Raw genomic sequence first — 23,436 nt, forward strand, 5'->3', positions numbered from 1 at the left:
GGTAGGCTTACCTCACACTGGTTGGCGCGACAGCAAAGGGATGCCCGGGATGCTCCTCAGAACGACGCGTATGAAGCCCTGGCGACGACTCGCGGCGGCCCTGTCCGCCGCAGCGCTCGGCGTCGGACTCCTCGCGGGCTGCGGTTCCGACTCGGACGACCCGGCGGACGAGGCGGGCGGCGGCACCCCGGCCGCAGCCGGCGCCTTCCCGGTCACCGTGGAGCACGCGTTCGGAACGACGAGGATCGACAAGGCGCCCGAGCGGGTCGTCTCCGTCGGCTACACCGACGACCAGACCGTCCTGGCCTTCGGTATCAAGCCCGTCGGCATGGTCGACCAGTACCCGAACCCGGCCGGCCAGAGCCCCGACATCAACACCCAGTGGCCCTGGGTGAAGGACAAGTGGGGCGACACCAAGCCCGAGGTCATCATGAAGAACGGTGACACGGGCCCCAACTACGAGAAGATCGCCGCCCTGCGCCCCGACCTGATCGTCGCGGTCTACTCCGAGATCGACCAGGCCGCCTACGACAAGCTCTCGAAGATCGCGCCCACGGTGGGCCGGACCAAGGGCGAGAAGGAGCCGTTCAGCGCTCCCTGGCAGGACAACGCGCTGCACATCGCCAAGGCGCTCGGCAAGGCCGAGGAGGGCGAGAAGATGGTGGCCGACATCCAGGGCAAGCTGGACGCGGCCAAGCAGGCGCACCCCGAGTTCGCGGACCGGACCGCGGTCGTGCTGTCCTGGTACAAGGACTCGGTGGCCCCGTTCACCTCCACCGACGTGCGCGGACGGCTCGTGACCGGCATCGGCTTCAAGTACCAGACGAAGATCGACGAGGTCGCCGGCGGCGACTTCTACACCACGCTCTCGCCCGAGCGCGTCGACCTGGTCGACGTGGACCGCGTCTTCGTCATCAACGACAAGGCGGACCAGGACGCGTTGAAGAAGTTCGAGCTGTTCACCAACCTGGACGCCGTCAAGAACGGCAAGGTGTCGTACCTGCTGGACAGCGAGGGACCGGCGGTCGGCGCGGCCATCTCCCAGGGCACCCTGCTGTCCATGCCGTACGCCGTCGACGAACTCGTCAAGTCGGCCGGGTAGGTGTGAGCGTCACCGACACCCGCGTCGCCACGGCACCGGCCGTCCTGCGCACGGCGACCGGAGGCGAGGCCGGCCGGTGGGTCGCGGCACACTGCCGAGAGGTGCCGTGGCTGACGGCCGCCACGGTGCTCACCACGGTGGCCGGAGCGGCACTCCAGGTGCTCCCCGTGCTGCTGCTCGGCCGGGTGGTCGACGCGGTGGCCGGGGGCGAGTCGCAGTCCGTCCTGGCCACGATCGGGGCCCTGATGGTCGCCGCGGCGCTGCTCGGCGCGGCGGCGACCGCGGTGTCGACCTATCTGATCGGGCGGCTGGGCGCCGACCTGCTCGCCCGGCTGCGGGAGGGCGCCGTCCGCGCCGTCCTGGCGATGCCCAGCGCCCGGGTCGAAGAGGTGGGCCGCGGCGACGTGCTGTCCCGGGTCGGCGACGACGTCGCCGTGATCTCCAAGGGAATCCGCACCGCCGTCCCCACGGTGTTCTCGGCCGGAGTCCTCGTCGCCATCGCCACCGCCGGCATGTTCGGGCTCGACTGGCGGCTCGGTCTGGCGGGCGCCGGCGCGCTGCCCGCGTACGCGCTGGCCCTGCGCTGGTACCTGCCGAGGTCCGCGCCGCTGTACCGGAAGCAGCGGGTGGCCCAGGCCGACCGGGCGCAGGCCCTGATCAGCGGCCTGAACGGCATCGACACCGTCCGGGCCTACCGGCTCGAGGGCGCCTTCCGCGAGCGGGTCACCCGGGAGTCGTGGCGGGTGCGCGAGCTGGGCATCGAGGTGTTCCGGTTCTTCGGCCGGTTCGTCGGCCGGGAGAACCGCGCCGAGTTCATCGGGCTGACCCTCATCATCGTGGTGGGCTACGCGCTGCTGGAGGCGGACGCGGCCACCTTGGGCGAGGTGTCCGCGGCACCGCTGCTCTTCCACCGGCTGTTCACCCCCCTGGGCGCCATCATGTTCACCTTCGACGAGGCGCAGAAGTCGGGCGCGAGCCTGACCCGGCTGGTCGGCGTGCTGGGGGAGGACGCGGCGGACCGGCTGGTCGGCGACGCCTCCGTCGGGACGGCGGCGGCCGGCGCGTACCCGGTGACCGTGCGGGGGCTGACCTTCACCTACCCCGGCGCCGACGAACCGGTCCTCAGGGACGTCGACCTGACGATCCCGGCAGGGGGCTCGCTCGCCCTCGTGGGGGCGACGGGCGCGGGCAAGACGACGCTGGCCGCGCTGGTCGCGGGCATCGGAACCCCGCAGGCGGGGTCGGTGCGGGTCGGGCAGGCCGACCTGGCGGAGCTGGACGAGGCCGGGGCGCGGGCCCTGGTGAGCATCCTGACCCAGGAGACGCACGTGTTCTCCGGCCCGCTCGCCGACGACCTGCGGCTGGCCGCGCCGGAGGCCACCGACGCCGAACTCCTGGACGCCCTGCGCACCGTCGGCGCCGGTCAGTGGGTGGACGCGCTGCCCGACGGGCTGGACACACCTGTCGGTGAGGGCGGCGAGCGCCTGGACGTGACCAAGGTCGCCCAGCTCGCGTTGGCCCGGCTGGTGCTCGGCCGGGCGCCCGTGGTGGTCCTCGACGAGTCGACCGCCGAGGCGGGCAGCGAGGGCGCCGCGGAGCTGGAACGGGCCGTGCTCGCCGCGTGCGCGGGACGCACCACGCTCTTCGTGGCGCACCGCCTGACCCAGGCGATGGCGGCGGACCGGATCGCCGTCCTGGACGCCGGCCGCGTCGTCGAGGAGGGCACGCACGCGGAGTTGGTGGCGTTGGGCGGCCGCTACGCACGGCTGTGGCGGGCCTGGCGGGAGGGTGGCCAGGCGGGGTGTTAGGCATGCCTAAGTTAGGTTAGCCTGCCTTCATTCCTTGGAAGGGGCGTTGAGTCTTCGATGATGGAACCGACCGCTTCTCTCGTACGGCTTTCTCCCGCGCGGCTGACCGGCCTGCGCCGCCGCACCGGCGACTTTTCCGACCGGGTCATCACCGAGGCGTGCGCCGTCGCACTGGCGTACTGGGCCGAGGGCCGCGGCCCCGCCGGACTCGACCTCACCCCGGGCACCCTGTTCACCGACGTGCTGGGCTGGGCCGACAACGGCGGTACCGCGCCCACCGGTTGGAGCGTCGACGCGGGGTCCATCACCATCCCGGACGACGTCGTGCCGAACGAGGCGCAGCTCGCGCTCGACGACCTGGCCGACTTCCCGGACCGCCCGCTCGGCACCATCGCCCCCTGTGGCCCGGCGGAGCGGCTGGAGCTTCTCGCCGGGTGGAACGACACCGACGCAGACCGGGTCCGCCCCGGCCTGGTGGAGATGTTCCGCGAACAGGCGTGCGCCAGGCCGGACGCCGTGGCCGTCGTCGACGAGCGCTGCACTCTGACCTACCGGCAGGCTGCCGAACTGTCGGCCCAGTTGGCCCATCACCTGCTCGCACGAGGGCTCGCCGCGGAAGACGTCGTCGGCATCTCGCTGGAACGCTCCGCCGAGATGGTGGTCGGACTGCTCGCCGTCCTCCAGGCGGGCGGCGCGTTCGTCCCGCTCGACCCGCACTGGCCCGCCGAGCGCCGGGCCGTCGTCATCGAGGACGCCGGGGTCGTCGTACAGCTCAACGCCTCGGGAGAGCCCGCCCCGGGCGAACCGGAAGCCGTGGCCGTCGACCTCCGCGACTGGCGGTTCGGCGACCGTCCCACCGAGGGAACCGGAGTCACCGTCCCCGGCGACGCCCTGGCCTACGTCATCTTCACCTCGGGCTCGACCGGGCGTCCCAAGGGCGCCATGATCCGGCACGAGGCGATCACCGAGCGCCTGCTCTGGCAGATCCACGAGATCCTGGGCTTCGGCCACGACGACGCGTCCCTGTTCAAGGCGCCGCTGTCCTTCGACATCTCCATCAACGAGATCTTCCTGCCCCTCGTCAGCGGCGGCAGACTCGTCGTCCTGCGGCCCGGCGGCGAACGCGACCCGCACCACCTGCTGAGCGTGATCGACGAACAACGCGTCACCTTCACCTACCTGGTCTCGTCCATGCTGGACGTGCTGCTGGAGATGGCCGGCGACTCGGGACGCCTCGACAGCCTCCGCCACGTCTGGTGCGGCGGCGAGGTGCTCACACCCGAACTCTACGAGCGCTTCCGCACCCGGCTCGACATCCCCCTCTACCACGGCTACGGACCCGCCGAGACGACGATCGGCGTGTCGCACGTCGTCTACCGGGGCGCGGCGGAGCGTCTGTCGACGTCGATCGGCCGGGCCAACCCCAACACCCGGCTGTACGTCCTGGACGACGAACTGCGCCCCGTCCCGGTCGGCGTCGGCGGCGAACTGTACGCCGGGGGACTGCTGCTGGGCCGCGGCTACGTGAACGCGCCGGGCCTGACCGCGTCCAGGTTCGTGGCGAACCCCTTCGCCGACGACGGCTCCAGGCTCTACCGGACCGGCGACCTCGCACGCTTCGCCCCCGACGGCTCGCTCGACTTCCTCGGCCGCGCGGACAACCAGGTCAAGATCCGGGGCATGCGCCTGGAGATCGAGGACGTAGAGGTCGGCCTCGCCGAGCACCCCCGGGTGCGCCACACCTGCGTCGTCGCGAGGAAGAACACGGCGGGCGGCACCTACCTGGTGGGATACGTCATCCCGGCCGCCAGACACGAGGGCCTGCGGCCGGACGAGGTCAAGGCCTGGGCCGGCCGGCACATGGTGGAGTACATGGTGCCCACCCACGTGGTCGTGATGACGGAGTTCCCGCTCACCGCGAACGGCAAGCTCGACCGGAACGCGCTCCCCGCGCCCGTGATCCCCGCAGGCTCGTCCGCCCCGCCCGCCACCGACGAGGAGCGGACGGTGTGCGCGGCGGTCGCGGCGCTGCTCCAACTCGACCGGGTCGGCGTCGACCAGGACTTCTTCCAGCTCGGCGGCGACAGCATCCTGGCCATCTCGCTGCTCGGCAGGCTGCGCGACGCGGGACTCTACGTCACGGCCCGGCAGATCTTCACCCACAGCACGGTGGGAGCGCTGGCGGCGGTGGCGAGCCGTGAGGACACCACCGTCGTGGACCACCGTGACGTGCCCACCGGAAGCGTCGTGGGGTCGCCCGTCGTGCAGTGGCTCGGCGAGACCACGGACGCCATCGACGGATTCGTCCAGTCGGTCGTGCTCAACACCCCGGCGGACCTGACCGCCGACGCCCTCGACCTGATCCTCGCCGCCGTGGTCCGCCGGCACCCCATGCTGCGGGCCAGCCTGGTGCGCGGCGAGCGCTGGGGATTCGACATCCCGGAGGCGGAGGCGGAGGCGGAGGCGGAGGCGGTACCGGCCGTGGCGCTCTGGCGGGAGAGCGACCAGCCGCTCGACGCGTGCCTCGCCCTCGCCACCGAGGAACTGGACCCGGTGGGCGGCGCGATGCTGCGCGCCGTCTGGCGCCGCGAGGCACGGCAACTGGCCCTCGTCGTCCACCACGTGGTGATCGACGGCGTGTCCTGGCGGGTGCTGATGGACGACCTGGCCACGGCGTGGCGGCAGTTCACCTCGGGCTCGGCGGTGGAACTCCCGTCGGCCGGAACGTCGTTCCGGCGCTGGACCCAGCTGCTGGAACGCGCGGCGTTCGACGCGGACAGCGCCTACTTCCGCCGCGCCCTGCCGGGGCCCGACGAGCCGTTGGGGCGGCGCCCCCTGAGCGCGGACGACACCGTGGCACGCGAGCGGATCCGGACCGTTTCGATCGACCCCGCGACAACGGCCGCGCTCCTGGGCGACACGCCCGCGAAGTTCCACGCGGGGATCAACGACGTCCTGGTGACCGCGCTCGCCGTCGCCCTCGCCCGACGGCGCCACGACCTCGGCCAGACCCAGACCTTCGCGCACATCGAACTCGAGGGCCACGGCCGCGAGGCCGCGTTCGTCGCCCCGTCCGCCGGCTTCGAGCCGGAACTCTCCAGGACCGTGGGCTGGTTCACCACCCTCTTCCCGGTGACCGTCGACCCCGGCACCGCACCGGACCCCACCGCACCCGCGTATCTGTCCGCCGCGCTCAAGGCGGTCAAGGAGGACCTCGCACGCGTACCCGACCACGGCGTCTCCTACGGCGCGCTGCGCCATCTGGCCCAGGCAGCCTTCGACGCCCCCGCCCCCCAGGTGCTCTTCAACTATCTGGGCCGCTTCGACGCCGGCTCGTCGGAGGACTGGCAACTCGCCAGCGTCAACGGTCAGTTGGGCGAAAGGCGCGACCCGCGCATGCGGCTGCCCCGCGCCCTGGAGTTCAACGCGATCGCCGAACCCGACGCCACCGGCGCGTACACGCTGGTCACCGCCGTCTCCTGGCCGGACGGCATGTTCACCGACACGGACATCGCCACCCTCGGCGCCTACTACGTGGAGGCGCTCAGGGGGCTGGCCGCCCTGGAGAACGGCGGCCACTCGCCCAGCGACTTCCATCCGCTGCCGCTCACCCAGGCAGACGTCGACGCCCTCGACGGCCCGGCGCTGCGGGACGTCCTCCCGCTGACCCCGCTCCAGGAGGGCCTGTACTTCCACTCGGTCTACGACGGCGACGCCACCGGCAGCTACGTCGAGCAGCAACTGCTCACGCTGGAGGGCGAGGTGGACCCCGGCAGACTGGCCGAGGCGGCCACCCGCCTGCTGACCCTGCACCCGAACCTGGCCGCGCGCTTCGTGCCCCTGGCCGACGGCCGTGTGGTCTCCGTACTGGAGAGCGGGCACGAGGCGCCCTTCACCGTGCTGGACCGCCCCGGCATCACCGACGACGAGATCCGCGCCCACGCGGAGCGCGACCGCCGCGCCGGATTCGACCTGGCCACCGGTCCGCCGATGCGGTACACCCTCGTCCGTGCGGGAGCCGGCAGACATGTCCTGGTGCAGACGGTGCACCACATCGTCGCCGACGGCTGGTCCGTGCCGCCCATGCTGCGTACCCTGCTCGCCGAATACCGGGCGCCTGGTTCCGGACTTGCGCTCGGCGGTTTCCCCGAGCACGTGCGCCGGCTCGCCGCACGCGACGACGCGGCGGGCGACCGGGTGTGGGACGAGCAACTGGCGGACCTCCCCGGCCCGTCGCTGATCGCCGAGGGGCACCCGCCCTCCGCGCACTTCGCCGACACCGCGACGACGGCGGACTTCGACGTCGACGCGGCCGCCCGGTCGGCCGGTGTGCCGCTGAGCGTCGCCGTGCACGGCGCCTGGGCCCTCACCCTGGGCGGCATCCTGCACCGCGACGACGTGGTGTTCGGCTCCACGGTGTCCGGGCGGGAGGCGGACGTGCCCGGCATCGAGGACATGGTCGGCCTGTTCATCAACACGATCCCGCTGCGCGCCCGCTGGACCGCCACCACGACCGCGCGAGAACTGCTGGCCGCCGTCAGGGCGCACCAGGCCGCGGTGCTGCCGCACCAGCACGTCTCGCTGGCGCGCATCGCCCGCCGGGCCGGTGCCGGAGCGCTCTTCGACACCCTGGTGGTGTTCGACGTGGCGACCGACGTGGCCGGACTGAAGCGCCCCGGCGACACCCTCGCCGTCACCGGCATCGTCAACGAGGGCGCCCCGCACTACCCGCTGACGTTGGTGGTGGAGCGCACACCGGACGGCCGCCCGCGCTTCAACCTGATCCACGACGCCGAGCTGCTGCGGGAACCCGAGGTCCGCGAGATCCTGCGCACCTTCACCCGGACCCTCACCGATCTGCTCACCCGGCCGGACGCGCCGGTCGGCGGCCTGGCGTCCGAGGGCACCGGGCGGGTCGAGCCGGTCTCGCCGACCACCCTGGGCGAACTGTTCGACGCCGCGGCGCGCCGCGACCCGGCCGCCACCGCCGTCACCCAGTGCGCCCTCGACGGCGCCACCCGCTCCCTCACCTACGACGAACTGACCCGGGCCAAGGACGAGTTGGCCGCCGTCCTACGGGCGGCCGGGGTCGGCCCCGGCAAGCGGGTCGCCGTCGCCGTGCCGCGCTCCGTCGAGCAGGTCGTCGCCCTGATCGCCGTGGTCGGCGCGGGCGGCGCCTACGTACCGCTGGACCTGGCGTACCCCGACGAGCGACTGGAGTACGTCCTCGCCGACTCCGCCCCGCAGGTCGTCCTCGTGGCCCCGGAGCAGCGCGACCGGTTCACGCGGCTGCTGGACCGCGCGAACGTGTCGGCCCGCCTGCTGGTACCGGGGGAGGAGCAGCCGCCCACCGCCGCGGAGGCCGGACCCGGAGCCGGCTGGCACGACCCCGCGTACGTGATCTACACCTCCGGATCGACCGGTCGACCCAAGGGCGTCGTCGTCCCCCACTCCAGCGTGGTGACGCTGCTCGCCAACACCCGGCCCGCCATGGCCTTCGGCCCGGAGGACGTGTGGGTCCAGTTCCACTCCTTCTCCTTCGACTTCGCCGTCTGGGAGCTGTGGGGCGCTCTCACGTACGGCGGTGAGCTGCTGGTGCCGGACTACGCTCTGACCCGTTCCCCGGTCGACTTCCACCGCCTGGTCCGCGAGCGCGGGGTCACGGTGCTCAACCAGACCCCGTCGGCCTTCCACCGGTTCGCCGAGGCCGACCGGCACGCGGGCGAACCGCTGCCAGCACTGCGCAGGATCATCTTCGGCGGCGAGGGACTGGACCTCGCACGGCTGCGCGACTGGGTGGCGCGGCACGGCACCGAGTCGCCGGAACTGGTCAACATGTACGGCATCACCGAGACCACCGTCCACGTCACCCACCGGGTGCTGACCGCCGCCGACTTCGCCCCCGGCGACCGGGCCGCCAGCCCGATCGGCGGCCCGCTCCCCGGCCTCGTCACCCACCTGCTCGACGACCGGCTCCGTCCGGTGCCGCCGGGCCGGGTGGGCGCCGTCTACGTCGCCGGCGACCAGGTGTCGCTCGGCTACCTCGGCAGGCCCGGGCTCACCGCCGGCCGGTTCGTGGCGAACCCGTTCACGGCCGACGGCTCCCGCATGTACCACACCGGCGACCTCGCCCGCCGCACCCTCGACGGGCAGCTGGAGTTCGCCGGCCGCGCCGACGACCAGGTGCAGCTCAAGGGTTTCCGCATCGAACCGGGCGAGGTGGAGTCCGCGATCCGCGACCTCGACGGCGTGGTGGACGCCGCCGTCACCGTGGCGGACACCGACGACCACCTGGTCGCGCACGTCGTGGGCCGGGTGCCTGCGGACCTCACCGGACTCCTGTCGGCGAAGCTGCCCGCCCACATGGTGCCGGGCCGGGTGCTGCCCGTGGACGCCCTGCCGCTGACGGTCAACGGCAAGCTCGACCGCAGGGCACTGACCGAGCGCGCGACACGCACGCCGGGCGCGGAGGCCGCACCGCACGGCGGGAACGACTCCGTACTCGCCATCCTCGTCGACCTCTTCGCCGAGACGCTGCCCGGCTCCGCACCGGACGCCGACACCGACTTCTTCGCCGCCGGAGGCGACAGCATCGTCGCCATCACCGTGATCAACCGGGCCAGGGCGGCCGGCCTGCCCGTCGCACCCCGCGACGTGTTCCTGCTCCGGACACCCCGCGCGCTCGCCGAGCACCTGGCGACGCGCACACCGCTGCCCGAGGCATCCCCCGCCCGCACCGGCCACCAGGACGGCCCGCTGCCACCCACACCGATCATGCTGCGCCAACGGGAACTGGGCGGCCCCCTCGCCCGGTTCGCCCAGGCCAGGACACTGTCCGCACCCGAAGGAACCGGATTCGCCGACGCGGAACGCGCCGCGCGCGCCGTCGTCGCCGCCCACCCGGCACTGCGGCTGCGGCTCCGCGCCGAGCACGGGGTGTGGTCCCTGAGCACCGAACCCGACCGCGAGGTCACGGTGACCCGCGGTGCCGGAACCGACGTGACGCGGACCGCGGACGAGGCGGCCGGCCGACTCGATCCCGAGAACGGCGACATCGTCGCGTTCACCTGGCTGGAGACCAGCCGCACCCTGGTGGTCGCCGTCCACCACCTCGCCGTCGACGCCGTGTCCTGGCTGATCCTGCTGGACGACCTGGCCGCCGCGATGCGCGGGGCGGCACCGGCACCGCCGACCACGTCCTACGCCGAGTACGCACAGGCACTCACGCACCGGTCCGCACAGGAGACCGACGGCCTGGACCACTGGATCAGCACGCTCCGGGCGCCCGCACCGCTGCCCGCCGCCGGGCAGCGGCGCGGGACGACGGTCGTCCTAGCCCCCCGGGTGAGCGACCGGGTGACCCGCACCGCACCCGCCGCACTGGGCCTCGGCCTCACCGAGCTGCTGTGCGGCGCGCTGCGCACCGCGCTGACCCGCGTCCAGCGGACGCCCACCGATCTCGCGATCGACCTGGAACGGCACGGCCGGGTCCCGGCTCTCGGCCACCACGACTACACCCGCACCGTCGGCTGGTTCACCGCCATCGCGCCCGTACGGCTCACCGCGCACACCGACCCCGTCGCCGCGGCGCGCGAGGTCACCGAACGCCGGCCGGACGAGCACGCGCACGTCGCCTACGGCGCCCTCAGGTACCTCAACCCGCAGACCGCGCCGCTGCTGGGCACCGCCCGGCCGCAAGTGCTGTTCAACTACCTGGGCCGCGGCGACGAGTCGGGCGCACCGCGCCTCACCGGCGGCGACACGGGCAGCCCGTACGCCGTCGAGGTGAACGCCTGGACCGACGCGGCCACCGGCAGCCTGCACGCGGCCTTCACCCTCGCCGAGGGCGTCCCGGACGAGATCACCGAGCACTGGCACCGCGCACTGGAACGGATCGCCGAAGCCGCCGCGACGGCCGAGCGCACGGCACCCGTCACCCCCCTCCAACGGGGCCTGTACTTCCAGGCCCAGCTGACGGGCCCGGCCGGACACTACGTAGCCCAGAGCTACTTCACCTTCGAACGGCGCCTGGACCCGGACGCGTTGTCCCGGGCGACGGCCTACGTGCTCGCCCGGCACCCGGCGGTCGGCGCGGGCTTCACCACGGACGAGGACGGCAACCCCGTCCAGGTCCTCGCCGCGGACCGCCGGGTCGACGTCCACACGGCCGAGGCGGCGACGGAAGCGGAGGCCGACGCCCTGCGCCTGCGGGACCGGGAACGCGGATTCGACCCCGCCGAACCACCGCTGATCCGCCTGACCGTGGTGCGCCTGCCCGACGACCGAGACGGCCTGCTGCTCAGCTACCACCTGCTGCTGTGGGACGGATGGTCGCGCGAGATCGTGCTGCGCGACCTGTTCGACGCCTACCGTGCCGTCCTGGCGGGCGAGCCCCTCGACCCCGGGCCGGCCGCGCCGGGCTTCGAGGACCACGCCCGGGCCCTGGCCGCCAAGGACCCGGCCGCCTCGGAACGCTTCTGGGCGCGGCACCTGGCCGGCCTGTCCGGCCCCACCCTGCTCGCCGGACCGGCGCCCGACCTCCCCGACGACCTGCCGCGCGCACTCGCGCACACGCTGACCGCCGAACGGTCGGACGCGCTGAGGGCGGCCGCCAGGACGTACGGCGTCACGCTGAACTCGGTGCTGACCGGCGCCCTCGGCCTCCTCCTCGGCGCCCGCACCGGCCGCGCCGACGCCGTCTTCGGCGTGACCGTCTCCGGCCGCGAGGGCGAAGGACTGGCCGACATCGTCGGCGTACTGCTCAACACCGTGCCCATGTGGACCCGGGCCCGGCCGCACGACACCGTCCGCGCCTACCTCACGGCCGTGCAGGAGGCCAGGGTCGACGCCATGGAGCACGAACACCTCGGGCTCGGCGAGATCCAGCGGGCCGGCGGCCACGACACGCTGTTCGACAACCTGTTCGTCCTCCAGAACTTCCTGGACCTGGACGCCTTCGCCGAGATGAACGCCCGGCACGGCATCACCTCGGTGCGGGCCGACGACTCCACCCACTATCCCTTCACCTGGGTGGTCACCCCCGGCGACCGGCTCACCGTCAAACTGGAGTACCGCGACCACGACACCGCCCACGCCCGGGCCCTCCTGGACGACTACCTCCGGGTGCTCGACGACCTGGCCGGACGCACCGGTGCCGCCGAGCCCCGGGCGCCGATCGGCGCCCTGCCCGGACTGGCCCCCGCCCCCGAGCCCGCGCCGCGCACCGAGATCGGCACGGACACCGTCGTGGACCGCTTCGACCGGGCGGCCGACCGGGAACCGGACCGGACGGCGCTGGTCGCCCACGGCTCCACCATGACCTTCGCGCACCTGCGGGACCGCAGCCGGGCCGTGGCGGGTGTGCTGGCCCGGCGCGGCATCGGCCCCGGGGCGACGGTGGGCCTCGCCCTCCCGCGCTCCCTGGACTCGATCGTGGCGCTCTTCGCCGTACTGCGCACCGGCGCCGCCTATGTGCCGCTGGAACTGGACCACCCGGACGAGCGGATCGCCGCCATCGTCGCGGACGCCCGCCCCGACGCCGTACTCACGGTGAGCACCGTGACGCCCCGGCTCACCGGCGGCCCGGACCTGATCGAGCTGGACCGGCCGCTGCCGGACGCCGAGCCGTGCGTGACCTTCGCGCCGGGCGACCCCAACCGGCTGCGGCACCCCGCGTACACGATCTACACCTCCGGCTCGACCGGCCGGCCCAAGGGGGTGGTGACCGAGTACGCCGGACTCACCAACATGCTCGTCAACCACCAGCGCCGGATCTTCGAACCGGTCCTGGCGCGGCACGGTCACCGCACCTTCCGCGTCGCCCACACCGTGTCCTTCGCCTTCGACATGTCGTGGGAGGAGCTGCTGTGGCTCGCCGACGGTCACGAAGTGCACGTCTGCGACGAGGAGTTGCGCCGCGACGCACCCCGGCTGGTCGCGTACTGCCTGGAGCACGGGATCGACGTCGTCAACGTCACCCCGACCTACGCGCAGCAACTGCTCGCCGAGGGCCTGCTCGACGACCCGGCCCGCCGGCCCGCGCTGGTGCTGCTGGGCGGCGAGGCGGTCACCCCGGCACTGTGGACGAGGCTGGCCGGGACCGAGGGCACCGTCGGCTACAACCTGTACGGCCCCACCGAATACACCATCAACACCCTCGGGGTCGGCACCTTCGAGTGCCCGGACCCGGTCGTCGGCGTCGCGATCGACAACACCGACGTGTACGTGCTGGACCCGTGGATGCGGCCGCTGCCCGACGGCGTGCCCGGCGAGCTGTACGTCGCGGGGGTGGGCATCGCGCGCGGTTATCTCGGGCAGCCCGCCCAGACCGCGCACCGCTTCGTCGCCTGCCCGTTCGGCGCGCCCGGCGAGCGTATGTACCGCACCGGTGACCTGGTGGTGCGACGCCCCGACGGCAACCTGATGTACCTCGGCCGCACCGACCAGCAGGTCAAGATCCGCGGCCACCGGGTCGAACCCGGCGAGGTCGAGGCCGCGTTCGCCGCCCACCCGGCGGTGCGGTTCGTGGCCGCCGTCGCCCAGCCCGACCCGCAGGTCGACGGTGCCCACCGGCTGGCCGCCTACCTCGTGCTGGACGGTGCCGATCTGGCCGAGGTCGCCGCCCAAGTGGGCGCCGCGCTGCCGGACTTCCTGCGTCCCACCCACTACGCCCAGGTCGACCGCATCCCGCTGACCGTGAACGGGAAGGCCGACACCAAGGCGCTCCCGGAGGCCAGGCCGCTGGGCGCGCTGACCACGGCCGGGGAGCGGGCGCCGGAGACGGAGACCGAGACGACGGTGTGCGAACTCTTCGCCGAGGCCCTGGACCTGGACGACGACGAGGTGAGCGCCGTGAGCGACTTCGTGGCCCTCGGCGGCCACTCCATGCTGGCGGTGCGGCTGACCGGGCTGCTCCGCCGGGAGTACGGTCCAGTGATCACCATCCGCGATCTGTTCACCCTGCGAACCCCGGAAGCGATTGCCCGCCACCTCGATGACCACTCCTGACACACAGCGGCCCCGAGCGGGGTCCGACATCCTGCGCACCGCCCTGCGGCGCAACGTCGGCGCGATGGCGTGGGGCACCCTCCTCATGGGCCTCTACCAGGCCGGTGAGACCGCCTTCCCCATCGCGCTCGGCCTGATCGTCGAGCACACCATGCGGGACCGGAGCCCGGAGGCGCTCGGCGTCTCCGTCGCCGCCCTCGCCGTGATCATCACGACGGTCTCCCTGTCCTGGCGGTTCGGGATGCGGATCCTGCAGAAGGCCAACACCACCGAGGCGCACCGCTGGCGGGTCCTGGTCGCGGGCCGCGGCCTCCAGCCGGTGGCCAGGGACGTCGACCTCAAGTCCGGCGAGGTGCTGACCATCGCCACCGAGGACGCCGACCAGACCGCCGACATCATCGAGGTGGTGCCGCTGCTGATCAGCTCGCTGGTGGCGGTGGTGATCGCGGCGGTGGCGCTGGGGCTGGCCGACCTCCGGCTCGGACTGCTGGTCATCGTGGGCACCGTCGCGATCCTGTCCGTCCTGAGCGTGATGTCCAGGCGCATCGGCTCCAGCACCCGCGAGCAGCAGGCCCGGGTGGCCCGGGCCGGCGCCAAGGTCGCCGACCTCATCATCGGCCTGCGCCCGCTGCACGGCTTCGGCGGCAACCACGCGGCGTTCCGCTCCTACCGCGAGATCAGCACGGAGGCGAAGCGCCAGTCCGTCACCGTCGCCCGGGTGAGCGGCGTCTACGCGGGCACGGCGCTGGCCCTCAACGCGGTGCTCGCCGCCGCGGTGACCCTCACGGCGGGCTGGCTGGCCTTCCGGGGCCGGATCACCATCGGTGAGCTGGTCATGGCCGTGGGCCTCGCGCAGTTCATCATGGAACCGCTGAAGCTCTTCTCGGAGATGCCGAAGTACGTGATGATCGCGCGTGCCTCGGCCGAACGGATGGCGCTCGTCCTCACCGCGCCGGCGGTGACGACACCGGGGACGGAGCGACCGGCCGCGGGCGGGGACCTGGAGGTCGACTGCGTGCGGCACGGGGCGCTGCGCAAGGTGCGGTTCCGGGTCCGCGCCGGCGAGTTCGTGGCCGTCGCGGCGTACCAGCCGCTCGCGGCGGCCGACCTCGCCGCGGTCCTGGCCCTGCACGTCCCGCCCGACGCGTACGAGGGGACGGTCCGGGTCGGCGGACGGGCCCTCGCGGAACTGGCGGTCGAGGAGGTACGCGCGCACCTGCTGGTCAACCCCTACGACGGTGAGATCTTCGCGGGCACCCTCCGTTCCAACATCGACCCCTCGGGCACCAGCCGGACCATCCCCGAAGCCGTCGAGGCCTCGATGCTCACCGACGTCGTCGCCCTGCACCGCGAGGGACTCGACTACGCCGTCCGCGACCGCGGCGCCAACCTCTCCGGCGGGCAGCGCCAACGGCTGTCCCTGGCCCGCGCCCTGGCCGCCGACACCGAGGTCCTGGTGCTGCGTGACCCGACGACGGCCGTGGACGCGGTCACCGAACAGCTCATCGCGCGGGGTGTCGCCAAGCTGCGCCGGGACCGCACCACCCTCGTGATCACCAGCAGCCCCGCCCTGCTGGACGCCGCCGACCGCGTCCTCGTCCTTGACGAGGGCGTCATCACCGCCGAGGACACGCACCGCAACCTCCTCGCCACCGACGATGCGTACTGTCTGGCGGTGACGAGGTGACGAGGTGACGAGGTGACGAGGTGACGAGGTGACCGGGCGGACCGGGGCCCGGCCGGCCGGTGGCGGCGGCCCCTAGGCGAGGGCCCAGGCCACGTCCCGGAGCAGCGCGTGCCGCCAGCCCGCGCGGTCGTGGCCCGAGGCCGACCTGGAGACCCGTACGGTCGCACCGGCCTGTTCCGTCAGGGACTCGACAAGGGCGCAGTGGGGGAGCATGCGCTGCTCGTGTTCCCCCACGTCGAACGCGATCCGCAGCCCGGACAGGTCGGGACGCGCACGCAGCCGCGCCGCGATCGTGCCGCCGACCGGGCCGCCCAGGGGGTCCGGCAGATCCGCGGCGCCGGGCGTCCACCACAGCGACGCCGACTGACAGGCGACCCGGGACACCAGCTCCGGGAACTCCAGCGCCGCGTACAGCGCGCTCAGACCGCCGAGGCTCTGCCCCGCGACCACCGTCCGGCCCGGGTCGGCCCGCACCCCGCTCCCGGCCACCAGGGGCAGCAACTCGTCCCGCACCGCCTCCCACAGCGCGGGCCGGCACCCGAACTCGGCGCCGCGGTCCCCGGCCGGGAGGAAGACCAGGGTGACCGGAGGCATCTCACCGCTCGCGACGGCCGAGTCGAAGGCGGACGTCGCCGGGTGCAGGTACAGCCAGTCGTCCCCGTCGAGCAGCAGGACCACCGGCCCGCCCCCGCCCACCGGATGGACCCGCACGGTACGCCGCCCGCCGAGCCGCTCGCTGGTCCAGCGCAGCCGGGTGCGGGGCAGCGGCAGGACGTCGCCGGCGTCGACCAGTGGCCAGTGCGGCTGGGCCGGGGCGTCCGGGGTCGCGGCGACGGACCGCTCGCCGCCCGCGCCCGCGGGGTTGTACGGGTCGGCGTACGCGTCCTCGCCCTCGACGAACCGGTACGTCACCCGCAGTCGCGCCGGCATGCGCACCTCGGCGTACCAGCAGTCCGTGTCGCGCCAGCGCCGCAAGGGCACCGGAGCCGACCAGCTCTCGAAGTCGATGCTCGCCGCCCGCGGCCCGCGCCGCAGGAACAGGGTCGTCCACCCGTCGCCGTCGGGTATCGACAGGGGCGTCGTCAGACCGTCCCAGAAGGCGTCGGTGCCGGGCACGGCGGTCAGCCCGAACGCGGCGAAGGTGTCCGGCCCCGCCCACCTCATGAACGTGTCCTTGTGGAGCGGAAATCCGGAAGGCTAAGCTCATCGCTCATTAGGCGAGCCTAACCTAATCCATTGGGAGGCACCGGGTATGAGCACCAACCCCTTCGACGACGCCGACGGCCGCTTTCTCGTCCTGGTGAACGACGAGGGCCAGCACTCGCTCTGGCCGTCCTTCGCGGCGGTGCCGGGCGGATGGACGACCGTGTTCGAGGAGAACTCCCGGGACGCCTGCCTGGCCTACGTCGAGGCCAACTGGACCGACCTGCGCCCGCGTTCCCTCGCCCGCTCCGCGGACGCCTGAGACCGGGCCCCGTCACACGTCGCCAGTGAGGGAAGGCCGGGCCGCCCACTCCTCCCTGGAACTGCCCGACTATCCGCGGCCCGCCTGAGGGGGGCGTGGGCCCGCCTGTGACCGCCAGCCGTGCAGAAGCAGGTCGAACACCGTTTCCACGGTCGCCCGGGGATCTTGCCGTCCCGTGGTCAGGGCGGGGATCTCCAGGACGAACCGGGCCAGCGCCGCGCATGCCGGGTCGTCCGGCTCCCGGTCGAGCTCCTCCGCGATCACGGTGCTCAGGGTGTCGGCGTGTCGCATCCACATGCGTTCCCCGTACTCGCGGAGCGCGGGCGTGTCGTTGACCAGGGCGGTGAAGCGTGCCCGGCGTGGATCGGTCACGATCGGCACCCAGGACTCCAGGGCGTGTGCCCGGAGTGCCTCGACCACGCCCTGGCCCTCGGGCCGTTCCCGCACGGCGGCGGCCAGCGCGGCGTCGACGTCCTGTTCGCGGTCGAAGACCAGCGACTCCTTGCTCGGAAAGTGCGCGAAGAGGGTCGTCGTCGAGACATCGGCCTGCTCGGCGACGTCGCGGACGCTGACCCGGTCGAAACCGTGCTCCAGGAACAGCCGCAGGGCGGCGTCGGCGATCGCCTGCCTGGTCGCCGCCTTCTTGCGCTCGCGGCGGCCTGGGGTCGGTGAGTCGGACATGGCGCCACTCTAGCGCATGGCTGGAACGACACAGAAACCGAACCGGATCTGGAAGTGTGGTGAGTAAGAAACTGGAACAGTTGCAGTTTCTCACTCGTTTCTGCTTTGGTGGTTTCCACGGGGGACCCACCAACGGAAGGAAGCCACCATGAACTCTCCGACGCCCGCCGCCGCGCGGATCAGCATCATCGGTGCGGGCCCGGGAGGGCTCACCTGCGCACGTGTGCTGCGACAGCACGGCATCGCGGTCACGGTGTACGACCGCGATCCGGACGCCGCCTCCCGCGACCAGGGAGGCTCGCTCGACCTGCACGAGGAGGACGGCCAGCTCGCGCTCCGCGAAGCGGGCCTGCTGGAGGAGTTCTTCGCGCTCGCCAGGTGCGAGAGCCAGGAGGAGCGCCGCTTCGACGCCGCGGGGCGGCTCCTCGGGCACCGGCTGCCGGACGAGGGCGAGACGGCCCGCCCGGAGATCGACCGCGGTCAGCTCCGGGAGCTCCTGCTGGGATCGCTCGACGCCGGGACGGTGCGGTGGGGACACGGCCTGGAATCGGTGGGCGGGCCGGCCGACGGACCGCGGACGCTGACGTTCACCGACGGGAGCACCGTGGAGACGGACCTCGTGATCGGAGCGGACGGCGCCTTCTCCCGCGTCCGCGCGGCGGTGTCCGACGCGGTACCGCGCTACACCGGGGTCGGCTTCCTCGAGGCCTGGTTCGACGACATGGAATCCGCGCACCCGGAGCTGTCCGAACTGGTCGGCCGGGGCAGCGCCCACGTGGCCGACGGACAGCGGGGCCTGTTCGCGCAGCGCAGCAGCGGTGGGCACATGCGCGTCTACCTCATGCGGAGGGTCGCCCTGGACTGGATGACGACGAGCGGGCTGCGTCCGGACGACACCGACGGCATCCGGGCCCGGCTCCTCGCCGAGTACGCCGGCTGGTCACCCCGGATACTCCGGATGATCACCGAGAACGACGGCCCGTACGTCGACCGTCCGCTCTTCGCCCTGCCGGTGCCGCACACCTGGCGGCCCACGCCGGGTGTGACCCTGCTGGGCGACGCCGCGCACCTCATGCCCCCGCTCGGGGTCGGGGTCAACCTCGCCATGCTCGACGCGGCGGAACTCGCGCTCGCCCTCGCGGCGTCCGCCACCGTCGACGATGCCGTGCGCACCTACGAGAAGACGATGCTTCCGCGCTCGGCCGAGATCGCCGGCATGCTCGAGGGCGGTGCCGGTTTCCTGCTGGAGGAGCCGGACGACGAAGACCTCGCGCGGCTCGGTGCGCCCGGAGCGGACGGTGGACCCCGGGAGTGAGGCGGGCCCGCCCGGGGAGGGGCCGGACGGCTCGCCGTGGTCCTCGCCGGACCCGACGCGGCCCGGGACGCCGGTTCCGGCGCCGACCCGGCCCCCTCGTGACCGGGCGCGCCGGTGGGCACGAGGGGGCGGGTGGGCCGGACGGGTGCTAACAGCTCAGGTTGCCGCCGGGCTCGACGCCGAGGAGCTGGGTGAAGCGCTCGTAGTTGTCGATCCGGCTCTGGACCTGCCCGGGATTGCCCCCGTCGCACTCCAGGCTGCCGTTGATGGACCGGATGGTCTCGCCGAACCCGGCGCCGTTGACCATGGCGTCGTGCGGGGTCATGGTGCCGGGCCCGGTCTGGGTGTTCCAGTACCACAGGCCCGTCTTCCAGGCCACGGCCGAGTCGTTCTGGACCAGGTCGGGGTTGTTGAGCAGATCGATGCCGAGGGCGTCTCCGGCGGCCTTGTAGTTGAAGTTCCAGCTCAGCTGGACCGGCCCGCGCCCGTAGTACTTGTCGTTGCCGGCCGGGCAGCCGTACGGCTGGGACGCGTCGCAGTAGTGCGGGTAGTTGGCGGTGTTCTGCTCCACCACGTACACCAGCCCGCCGGTCTCGTGGCTGACGTTGGCGAGGAAGGCGGCGGCCTCCTGCTTCTTGACCGTGTCACTGCCGGTGTTCGAGAACCCCGGGTAGGCGCTGAGCGCGGCGGTGAGGCCGCTGTAGGTGTAGAAGGAGTTCCGGCTCGGGAACATCTGGTCGAACTGGGCTTCGCTGACCACGAATTCGGCGGCGGCGGTCCGGGAGTCGGACTTCTCGGCGACGGCCGACGGCGCCATGGTCAGCGTGCACAGGGCGGCGGCCGCACCGGTGGCGGCCAGCAGTGCGAGCTTGCGGTGCTGCACGGTATCTGCTCCTGCTCGATGGGAGGGAGGGCCGGGGGAGGGGCGGAGAGGCGGGCGGAGGGGAGCGGCCGTGCACCCTCGAAGAGGGGTGCGACCGCTCCCGGACCGCTCCGACCGGCCCGTCAGCCGCCGACGTTGACGTCGATGCAGGCGTAGAACGCGTTGGACGTGTCGGCGACGTTCCACACGGCCAGGACCTTCTGCTGTCCGGTGAGTCCGCCGAAGTCGACCTGGTGGTTCACGACCGCGCCCGGCTTCGCGCCGCCGTCGTCGAACAGCGCGATCCGCTGACCACCGACGTAGTACTCCCAAGTGCTGGTGGCGTGCTGCGCGGTGAGCCGCCACGAGAACGTCGTGTTCTTCGAGACCGGGGTGACCTGCCAGCCCTTGCTGTCGTCGTCCAGCTCCGCGAAGCGGCTGTTGCCGCCACTGCAACTGGTCAGCCCCTTGGGGCCCTCGACGCTCTGGGGCTCGTACGTGATGTCGCCGCAGGACACCGTGCCCGCGGCGCACTGGGCCTGGCGGCTGGGCGGGTCGGAGATGTAGCCGTGCGCGCTCGCCGAGGAGGCGGGCAGGCTCACGGCCACGACAGGGGCGAGGACCGCGCCGATCAGGGCAGCGGTCTTCCTACGTGCGTGCATGGGAACTCCTTCACATCCGGCCGTCCCAGGGCACGCGCGGCCGTGTGTGGGGGGACCGCGCGCACGCCGAGTACGGCCTCTCGTGGGTGGGGCCAGGAGGCGCGAAGGTGACGCGCACTCACCGTCCCCACCGGGGCGTGGGACCCCGGCAGGGCTCAACTCCGTAAACGGAGCGGTGAGTTCTGTTGGACTAGACCATACAAGCGGTCGACGTGACCGTGTCAAGAGTGTGTCAACGCCGGTGTCCGGCGCGCGGGATGCCGGGCGATCTCGCGGATTGGGCTCACTTGGAATCGAGTCGGCCGAGGGGATGGGTCGTCCCGGCGAGGTCCCGTCGCGCCGCCGTCCAGTCGGTGCTGTCGACGCCGAGGGCGTGGCGGAGGTAGGCCAGGGTCACCCGTTGGACCAGGGCGACGTGGGCGGGGTTCTCGTCGGTGGTCTCCGCGGCCTCGTAGCCGGAGATCCCGCCGAGGAAGTGTTCCGCTCCGAAGAGGGTGAGGAGGCTCTTCCGGCCGGGACTCAGGACGTACGGATCGGCCGTCCAGTCCGCGCCGCGTACGGTGAACGGCAGGTCGTCCCGGTCGCCCGCGACCACGAGTGCCGGGGTGGTCATGTGCGTGAAGTCGGGGTGCCTCAGCCACGGGAGGTGCTGGGCCGCGAACGGCGTCAGATCGTCGCCGCCGTTGCCGGCCGTCGCGAGCAGCACGCCCGCCTTGACCCGGGGGTCGGACAGGTCCTCGGCCTCCCCGGTCGCGGGGTCGCGCACGCGCAGGCCCAGCAGGATGCCCGCGGTCTGGCCGCCGAAGGAGTGCCCGGCCGCCGCGACACGGCTTCGGTCCGGACGCCCCCGGAGGCCCGGAACGGCCGCCTCCACCAGGTCCAGGCCGTCCAGGACGCGCTTCATGTCCTCGACGCGCGAGCGCCACAACCCGGGCCGTCGCGGATCGTCCTCGGGGAGGGCCACGCTCTTCGAGTCGAGGTGGGTGGGCTGGATCACCACGAAGCCGTGGGCGGCCCAGTGGTCGGCGAGCGGGCCGTATCCGTCCAGCGACGAGCCGAAGCCGTGCGCGAGGAGCACGACGGGCAGGCCGTGCCCGGTCACCGGGGCGGACACCCGCAGGCGCAGGTCCCGGCCACGCTCGGGTGCGGGCAGCACCACGGGCTTGACCGAGACGACCGGAGCGGTGACCGTGGCGGTGGCGGTGGCGGTGGCGGTGGCGCCGGCCGCCGCGAGGGCTGGTGCGGTCATGAAAGGGCCTTCTTTCTGCTGGTCAACGAGGTTGGGAGCGGCACCCGGGACGAGTCGGGGGGCTCGGGGGTTACGCTAAAACCTGACGCCGACGTGAGAGGCAAGTCGTACGACCGCCTCACGAGAGGAGGCGCGGGATGCGCATCGGGGAGCTCGCCGCCAGGACGGGCGTCAGCGTGCGGGCGCTGCGCTACTACGAGGAACAGGGACTGCTCGTCCCGGAGCGCAGCCACAGCGGCCAGCGGCACTACCCCGGCGGCGCGGTCGACCACGTCCGGCTGATCCAACAGCTCTACGCCGCGGGCCTGTCGAGCAGGACCATCGTCGAACTCATGCCGTACGCGGCCGACGGCAGGGCCACGCCCGAGCTGCTCGACCGGTTGTCCGCCGAGCGGGAGCGGGTCGAGGGCCGGATCGCCGAACTGCTCGGCACTCGGGACCGGTTGGACTCCGTCATCACCGGCGCCACGGGGAACCTGCGCACCGGCCGGTCCTGCCGCGCCGGGACCTCCTGAAGCAGCCCCCCAAGGCCCCCTGCCGTCGCCGGAGAAGAGGCCCGGAGGACCGGAAAGCTTCGGCCGTTACCCTGCACACCGTGATCAACTTGCCTGTGCCCCACGACGACCACGGTGCGCGACATGACGACACCGAAGTCGCGATCGCCGCCGCGCGGGCCGGCGCCGAGACCGTGCGAGCCCGTTACGGACGGCGGCTGACCCGATTCGACAAGGGCGGCGGGGACTTCGCCACCGACGCCGACGTGGCCGCCGAGGAGGCGATCCTGGGCGTCATCCGTGCCGCGCGGCCCCACGACGCGATGTGCGGTGAGGAGGGCGGGCGGCGGGGAGCGGCCGACGCGGCACGCCAGTGGCTGGTGGATCCCCTGTGCGGCACGCTCAACTACGCCGCGGGCACCATGGCGGTGGCCGTCAACGTGGCGCTGCGCGGCGGCCCGGCGGCCGTGGCCGACCCGTTCGGCGGCGAGGTCCTCTTCACCGACGGCGAGACCGCCCGGGTCCGGCGCGACGGCCACGACACACCGCTGGTGCCCAGTGCGGCCACCCGGCTGGTCGACGTGAACCTGGACCCGCCCTTCCCGGGCGCGCCCGCGTTCAGGGCGGTCGACCTGCTCGCCCACCCCGGCTTCGTGCGGCGCCTGCGGCCGCGGGTCCTGTCCACGACGCTGGCCCTGGCCTGGGTCGCGGCCGGGAAGCGCGCCGCCTACGTCACCGACGGCACCGGCCTGGCCGAAAGCGTGCACTTCGCCGCCGGTATCGCGCTGTGCCGGGCGGCCGGCTGCGTCGTCACCGGAGTCGACGGCGAGCCCGTCGGCCCCGCGGGCCGCGGTCTCGTGGCGGCCGCCGACGCCGGGACGCACGCGCTGTTGCTGGCGCTGATACGTGAGGGCCGTCCCCGGTAGGGCCGACCGGGTAGAGGATGCCCCACTCGGTGCCGCCCGCCCGGGAAACCGCCCGGGAAACGGCCTCGCCGCTGCTAGTTTCGCCAGCCGTCGGACGAATGCGGACGTCCCGGTCGCATCCGGGCGCCGCCTGCGGAGGGAGTACGGGTGACTGGTGTGCGCGAGGAAGCGTCGGGGA

Annotated in this window: 13 protein-coding genes; 8 read left to right on the forward strand and 5 right to left on the reverse strand. The window is 73.1% G+C overall.

Translation table 11 applies throughout. From position 1 onward, the window contains the following. The first annotated feature begins 49 nt into the window (after positions 1–49). From Sru02f_RS17630 to Sru02f_RS17645, 4 genes are read left to right on the forward strand one after another with little or no spacing between them, the layout of a single operon-like run. Positions 50–1,102 (forward strand): iron-siderophore ABC transporter substrate-binding protein, encoded by a 1,053-nt coding sequence (locus tag Sru02f_RS17630; RefSeq protein ID WP_109030969.1) that lies wholly within the window; start codon positions 50–52, stop codon positions 1,100–1,102. 2 nt (positions 1,103–1,104) lie between these two features. After that, positions 1,105–2,910 (forward strand): ABC transporter ATP-binding protein, encoded by a 1,806-nt coding sequence (locus tag Sru02f_RS17635; RefSeq protein ID WP_109030970.1) that lies wholly within the window; start codon positions 1,105–1,107, stop codon positions 2,908–2,910. A gap of 57 nt (positions 2,911–2,967) precedes the next feature. Further along, complete coding sequence (locus Sru02f_RS17640; protein WP_109030971.1) at positions 2,968–13,917, forward strand: non-ribosomal peptide synthetase; 10,950 nt, start codon at positions 2,968–2,970, stop codon at positions 13,915–13,917. Next, positions 13,904–15,604, forward strand: a complete 1,701-nt coding sequence (locus tag Sru02f_RS17645) for an ABC transporter ATP-binding protein (protein WP_167469399.1) — start codon at positions 13,904–13,906, stop codon at positions 15,602–15,604. Before Sru02f_RS17640 ends, Sru02f_RS17645 begins: the two co-directional genes overlap by 14 nt. A gap of 72 nt (positions 15,605–15,676) precedes the next feature. Here Sru02f_RS17645 and Sru02f_RS17650 read toward each other — a convergent pair whose 3' ends face one another. After that, a complete protein-coding gene (locus tag Sru02f_RS17650) occupies positions 15,677–16,768 on the reverse strand; it encodes an alpha/beta fold hydrolase (protein ID WP_109030972.1) in 1,092 nt (363 codons plus the stop codon). A gap of 88 nt (positions 16,769–16,856) precedes the next feature. Here Sru02f_RS17650 and Sru02f_RS17655 point away from each other — a divergent pair, with 88 nt between their 5' ends. Then, on the forward strand, positions 16,857–17,069 hold the full coding sequence (locus Sru02f_RS17655; protein WP_109030973.1) for an MbtH family protein: 213 nt from the start codon (positions 16,857–16,859) through the stop codon (positions 17,067–17,069). A 69-nt stretch (positions 17,070–17,138) separates the two neighbouring features. Here Sru02f_RS17655 and Sru02f_RS17660 read toward each other — a convergent pair whose 3' ends face one another. Next, entirely contained in the window at positions 17,139–17,750 is a 612-nt protein-coding gene (locus Sru02f_RS17660; protein ID WP_109030974.1) for a TetR/AcrR family transcriptional regulator, read from the reverse strand. Between the two features lie 148 nt (positions 17,751–17,898). Between Sru02f_RS17660 and Sru02f_RS17665 the strand changes: the two genes are divergently transcribed. Beyond that, positions 17,899–19,065 carry an FAD-dependent oxidoreductase gene (locus Sru02f_RS17665; RefSeq protein ID WP_109030975.1) on the forward strand — a complete coding sequence of 389 codons (1,167 nt, stop codon included), beginning with the start codon at positions 17,899–17,901 and terminating at the stop codon, positions 19,063–19,065. 148 nt (positions 19,066–19,213) lie between these two features. On the opposite strand, the gene Sru02f_RS17670 is transcribed toward Sru02f_RS17665, so the two are convergent. The 3 genes from Sru02f_RS17670 to Sru02f_RS17680 all read right to left on the reverse strand — a co-directional run bounded on the left by Sru02f_RS17670 (position 19,214) and on the right by Sru02f_RS17680 (position 21,838). Beyond that, the gene (locus Sru02f_RS17670; RefSeq protein WP_109030976.1) at positions 19,214–19,948 is read right to left on the reverse strand and encodes a chitinase; all 735 of its coding nucleotides are present in this window, start codon (positions 19,946–19,948) and stop codon (positions 19,214–19,216) included. Positions 19,949–20,070: 122 nt separating this feature from the next. Next, positions 20,071–20,589 (reverse strand): lytic polysaccharide monooxygenase auxiliary activity family 9 protein, encoded by a 519-nt coding sequence (locus tag Sru02f_RS17675; protein WP_109030977.1) that lies wholly within the window; start codon positions 20,587–20,589, stop codon positions 20,071–20,073. Positions 20,590–20,872: 283 nt separating this feature from the next. Next, positions 20,873–21,838, reverse strand: a complete 966-nt coding sequence (locus Sru02f_RS17680; protein WP_109030978.1) for an alpha/beta hydrolase family protein — start codon at positions 21,836–21,838, stop codon at positions 20,873–20,875. A 137-nt stretch (positions 21,839–21,975) separates the two neighbouring features. Here Sru02f_RS17680 and Sru02f_RS17685 point away from each other — a divergent pair, with 137 nt between their 5' ends. Both Sru02f_RS17685 and Sru02f_RS17690 read left to right on the forward strand, forming a co-directional pair. Continuing rightward, positions 21,976–22,353 carry a MerR family transcriptional regulator gene (locus tag Sru02f_RS17685; protein ID WP_109030979.1) on the forward strand — a complete coding sequence of 126 codons (378 nt, stop codon included), beginning with the start codon at positions 21,976–21,978 and terminating at the stop codon, positions 22,351–22,353. Between the two features lie 80 nt (positions 22,354–22,433). Next, positions 22,434–23,258: an inositol monophosphatase family protein gene (locus Sru02f_RS17690; protein ID WP_109030980.1), complete on the forward strand. Its 825-nt coding sequence runs from the start codon at positions 22,434–22,436 to the stop codon at positions 23,256–23,258. Positions 23,259–23,436: the final 178 nt, after the last annotated feature.

It is taken from the genome of Streptomyces rubrogriseus (genome assembly GCF_027947575.1).
In the GTDB taxonomy this organism is placed as follows: domain Bacteria; phylum Actinomycetota; class Actinomycetes; order Streptomycetales; family Streptomycetaceae; genus Streptomyces; species Streptomyces rubrogriseus.

Coding starts and splice junctions, on each gene's coding strand:
- Sru02f_RS17630 (WP_109030969.1), top strand. CDS start 50: ATGCTCCTCAGAACGACGCGTATGAAGCCCTGGCGACGACTCGCGGCG.
- Sru02f_RS17640 (WP_109030971.1), top strand. CDS start 2,968: ATGATGGAACCGACCGCTTCTCTCGTACGGCTTTCTCCCGCGCGGCTG.
- Sru02f_RS17645 (WP_167469399.1), top strand. CDS start 13,904: ATGACCACTCCTGACACACAGCGGCCCCGAGCGGGGTCCGACATCCTG.
- Sru02f_RS17650 (WP_109030972.1), bottom strand. CDS start 16,768: ATGAGGTGGGCGGGGCCGGACACCTTCGCCGCGTTCGGGCTGACCGCC.
- Sru02f_RS17655 (WP_109030973.1), top strand. CDS start 16,857: ATGAGCACCAACCCCTTCGACGACGCCGACGGCCGCTTTCTCGTCCTG.
- Sru02f_RS17660 (WP_109030974.1), bottom strand. CDS start 17,750: ATGTCCGACTCACCGACCCCAGGCCGCCGCGAGCGCAAGAAGGCGGCG.
- Sru02f_RS17665 (WP_109030975.1), top strand. CDS start 17,899: ATGAACTCTCCGACGCCCGCCGCCGCGCGGATCAGCATCATCGGTGCG.
- Sru02f_RS17675 (WP_109030977.1), bottom strand. CDS start 20,589: ATGCACGCACGTAGGAAGACCGCTGCCCTGATCGGCGCGGTCCTCGCC.
- Sru02f_RS17680 (WP_109030978.1), bottom strand. CDS start 21,838: ATGACCGCACCAGCCCTCGCGGCGGCCGGCGCCACCGCCACCGCCACC.
- Sru02f_RS17685 (WP_109030979.1), top strand. CDS start 21,976: ATGCGCATCGGGGAGCTCGCCGCCAGGACGGGCGTCAGCGTGCGGGCG.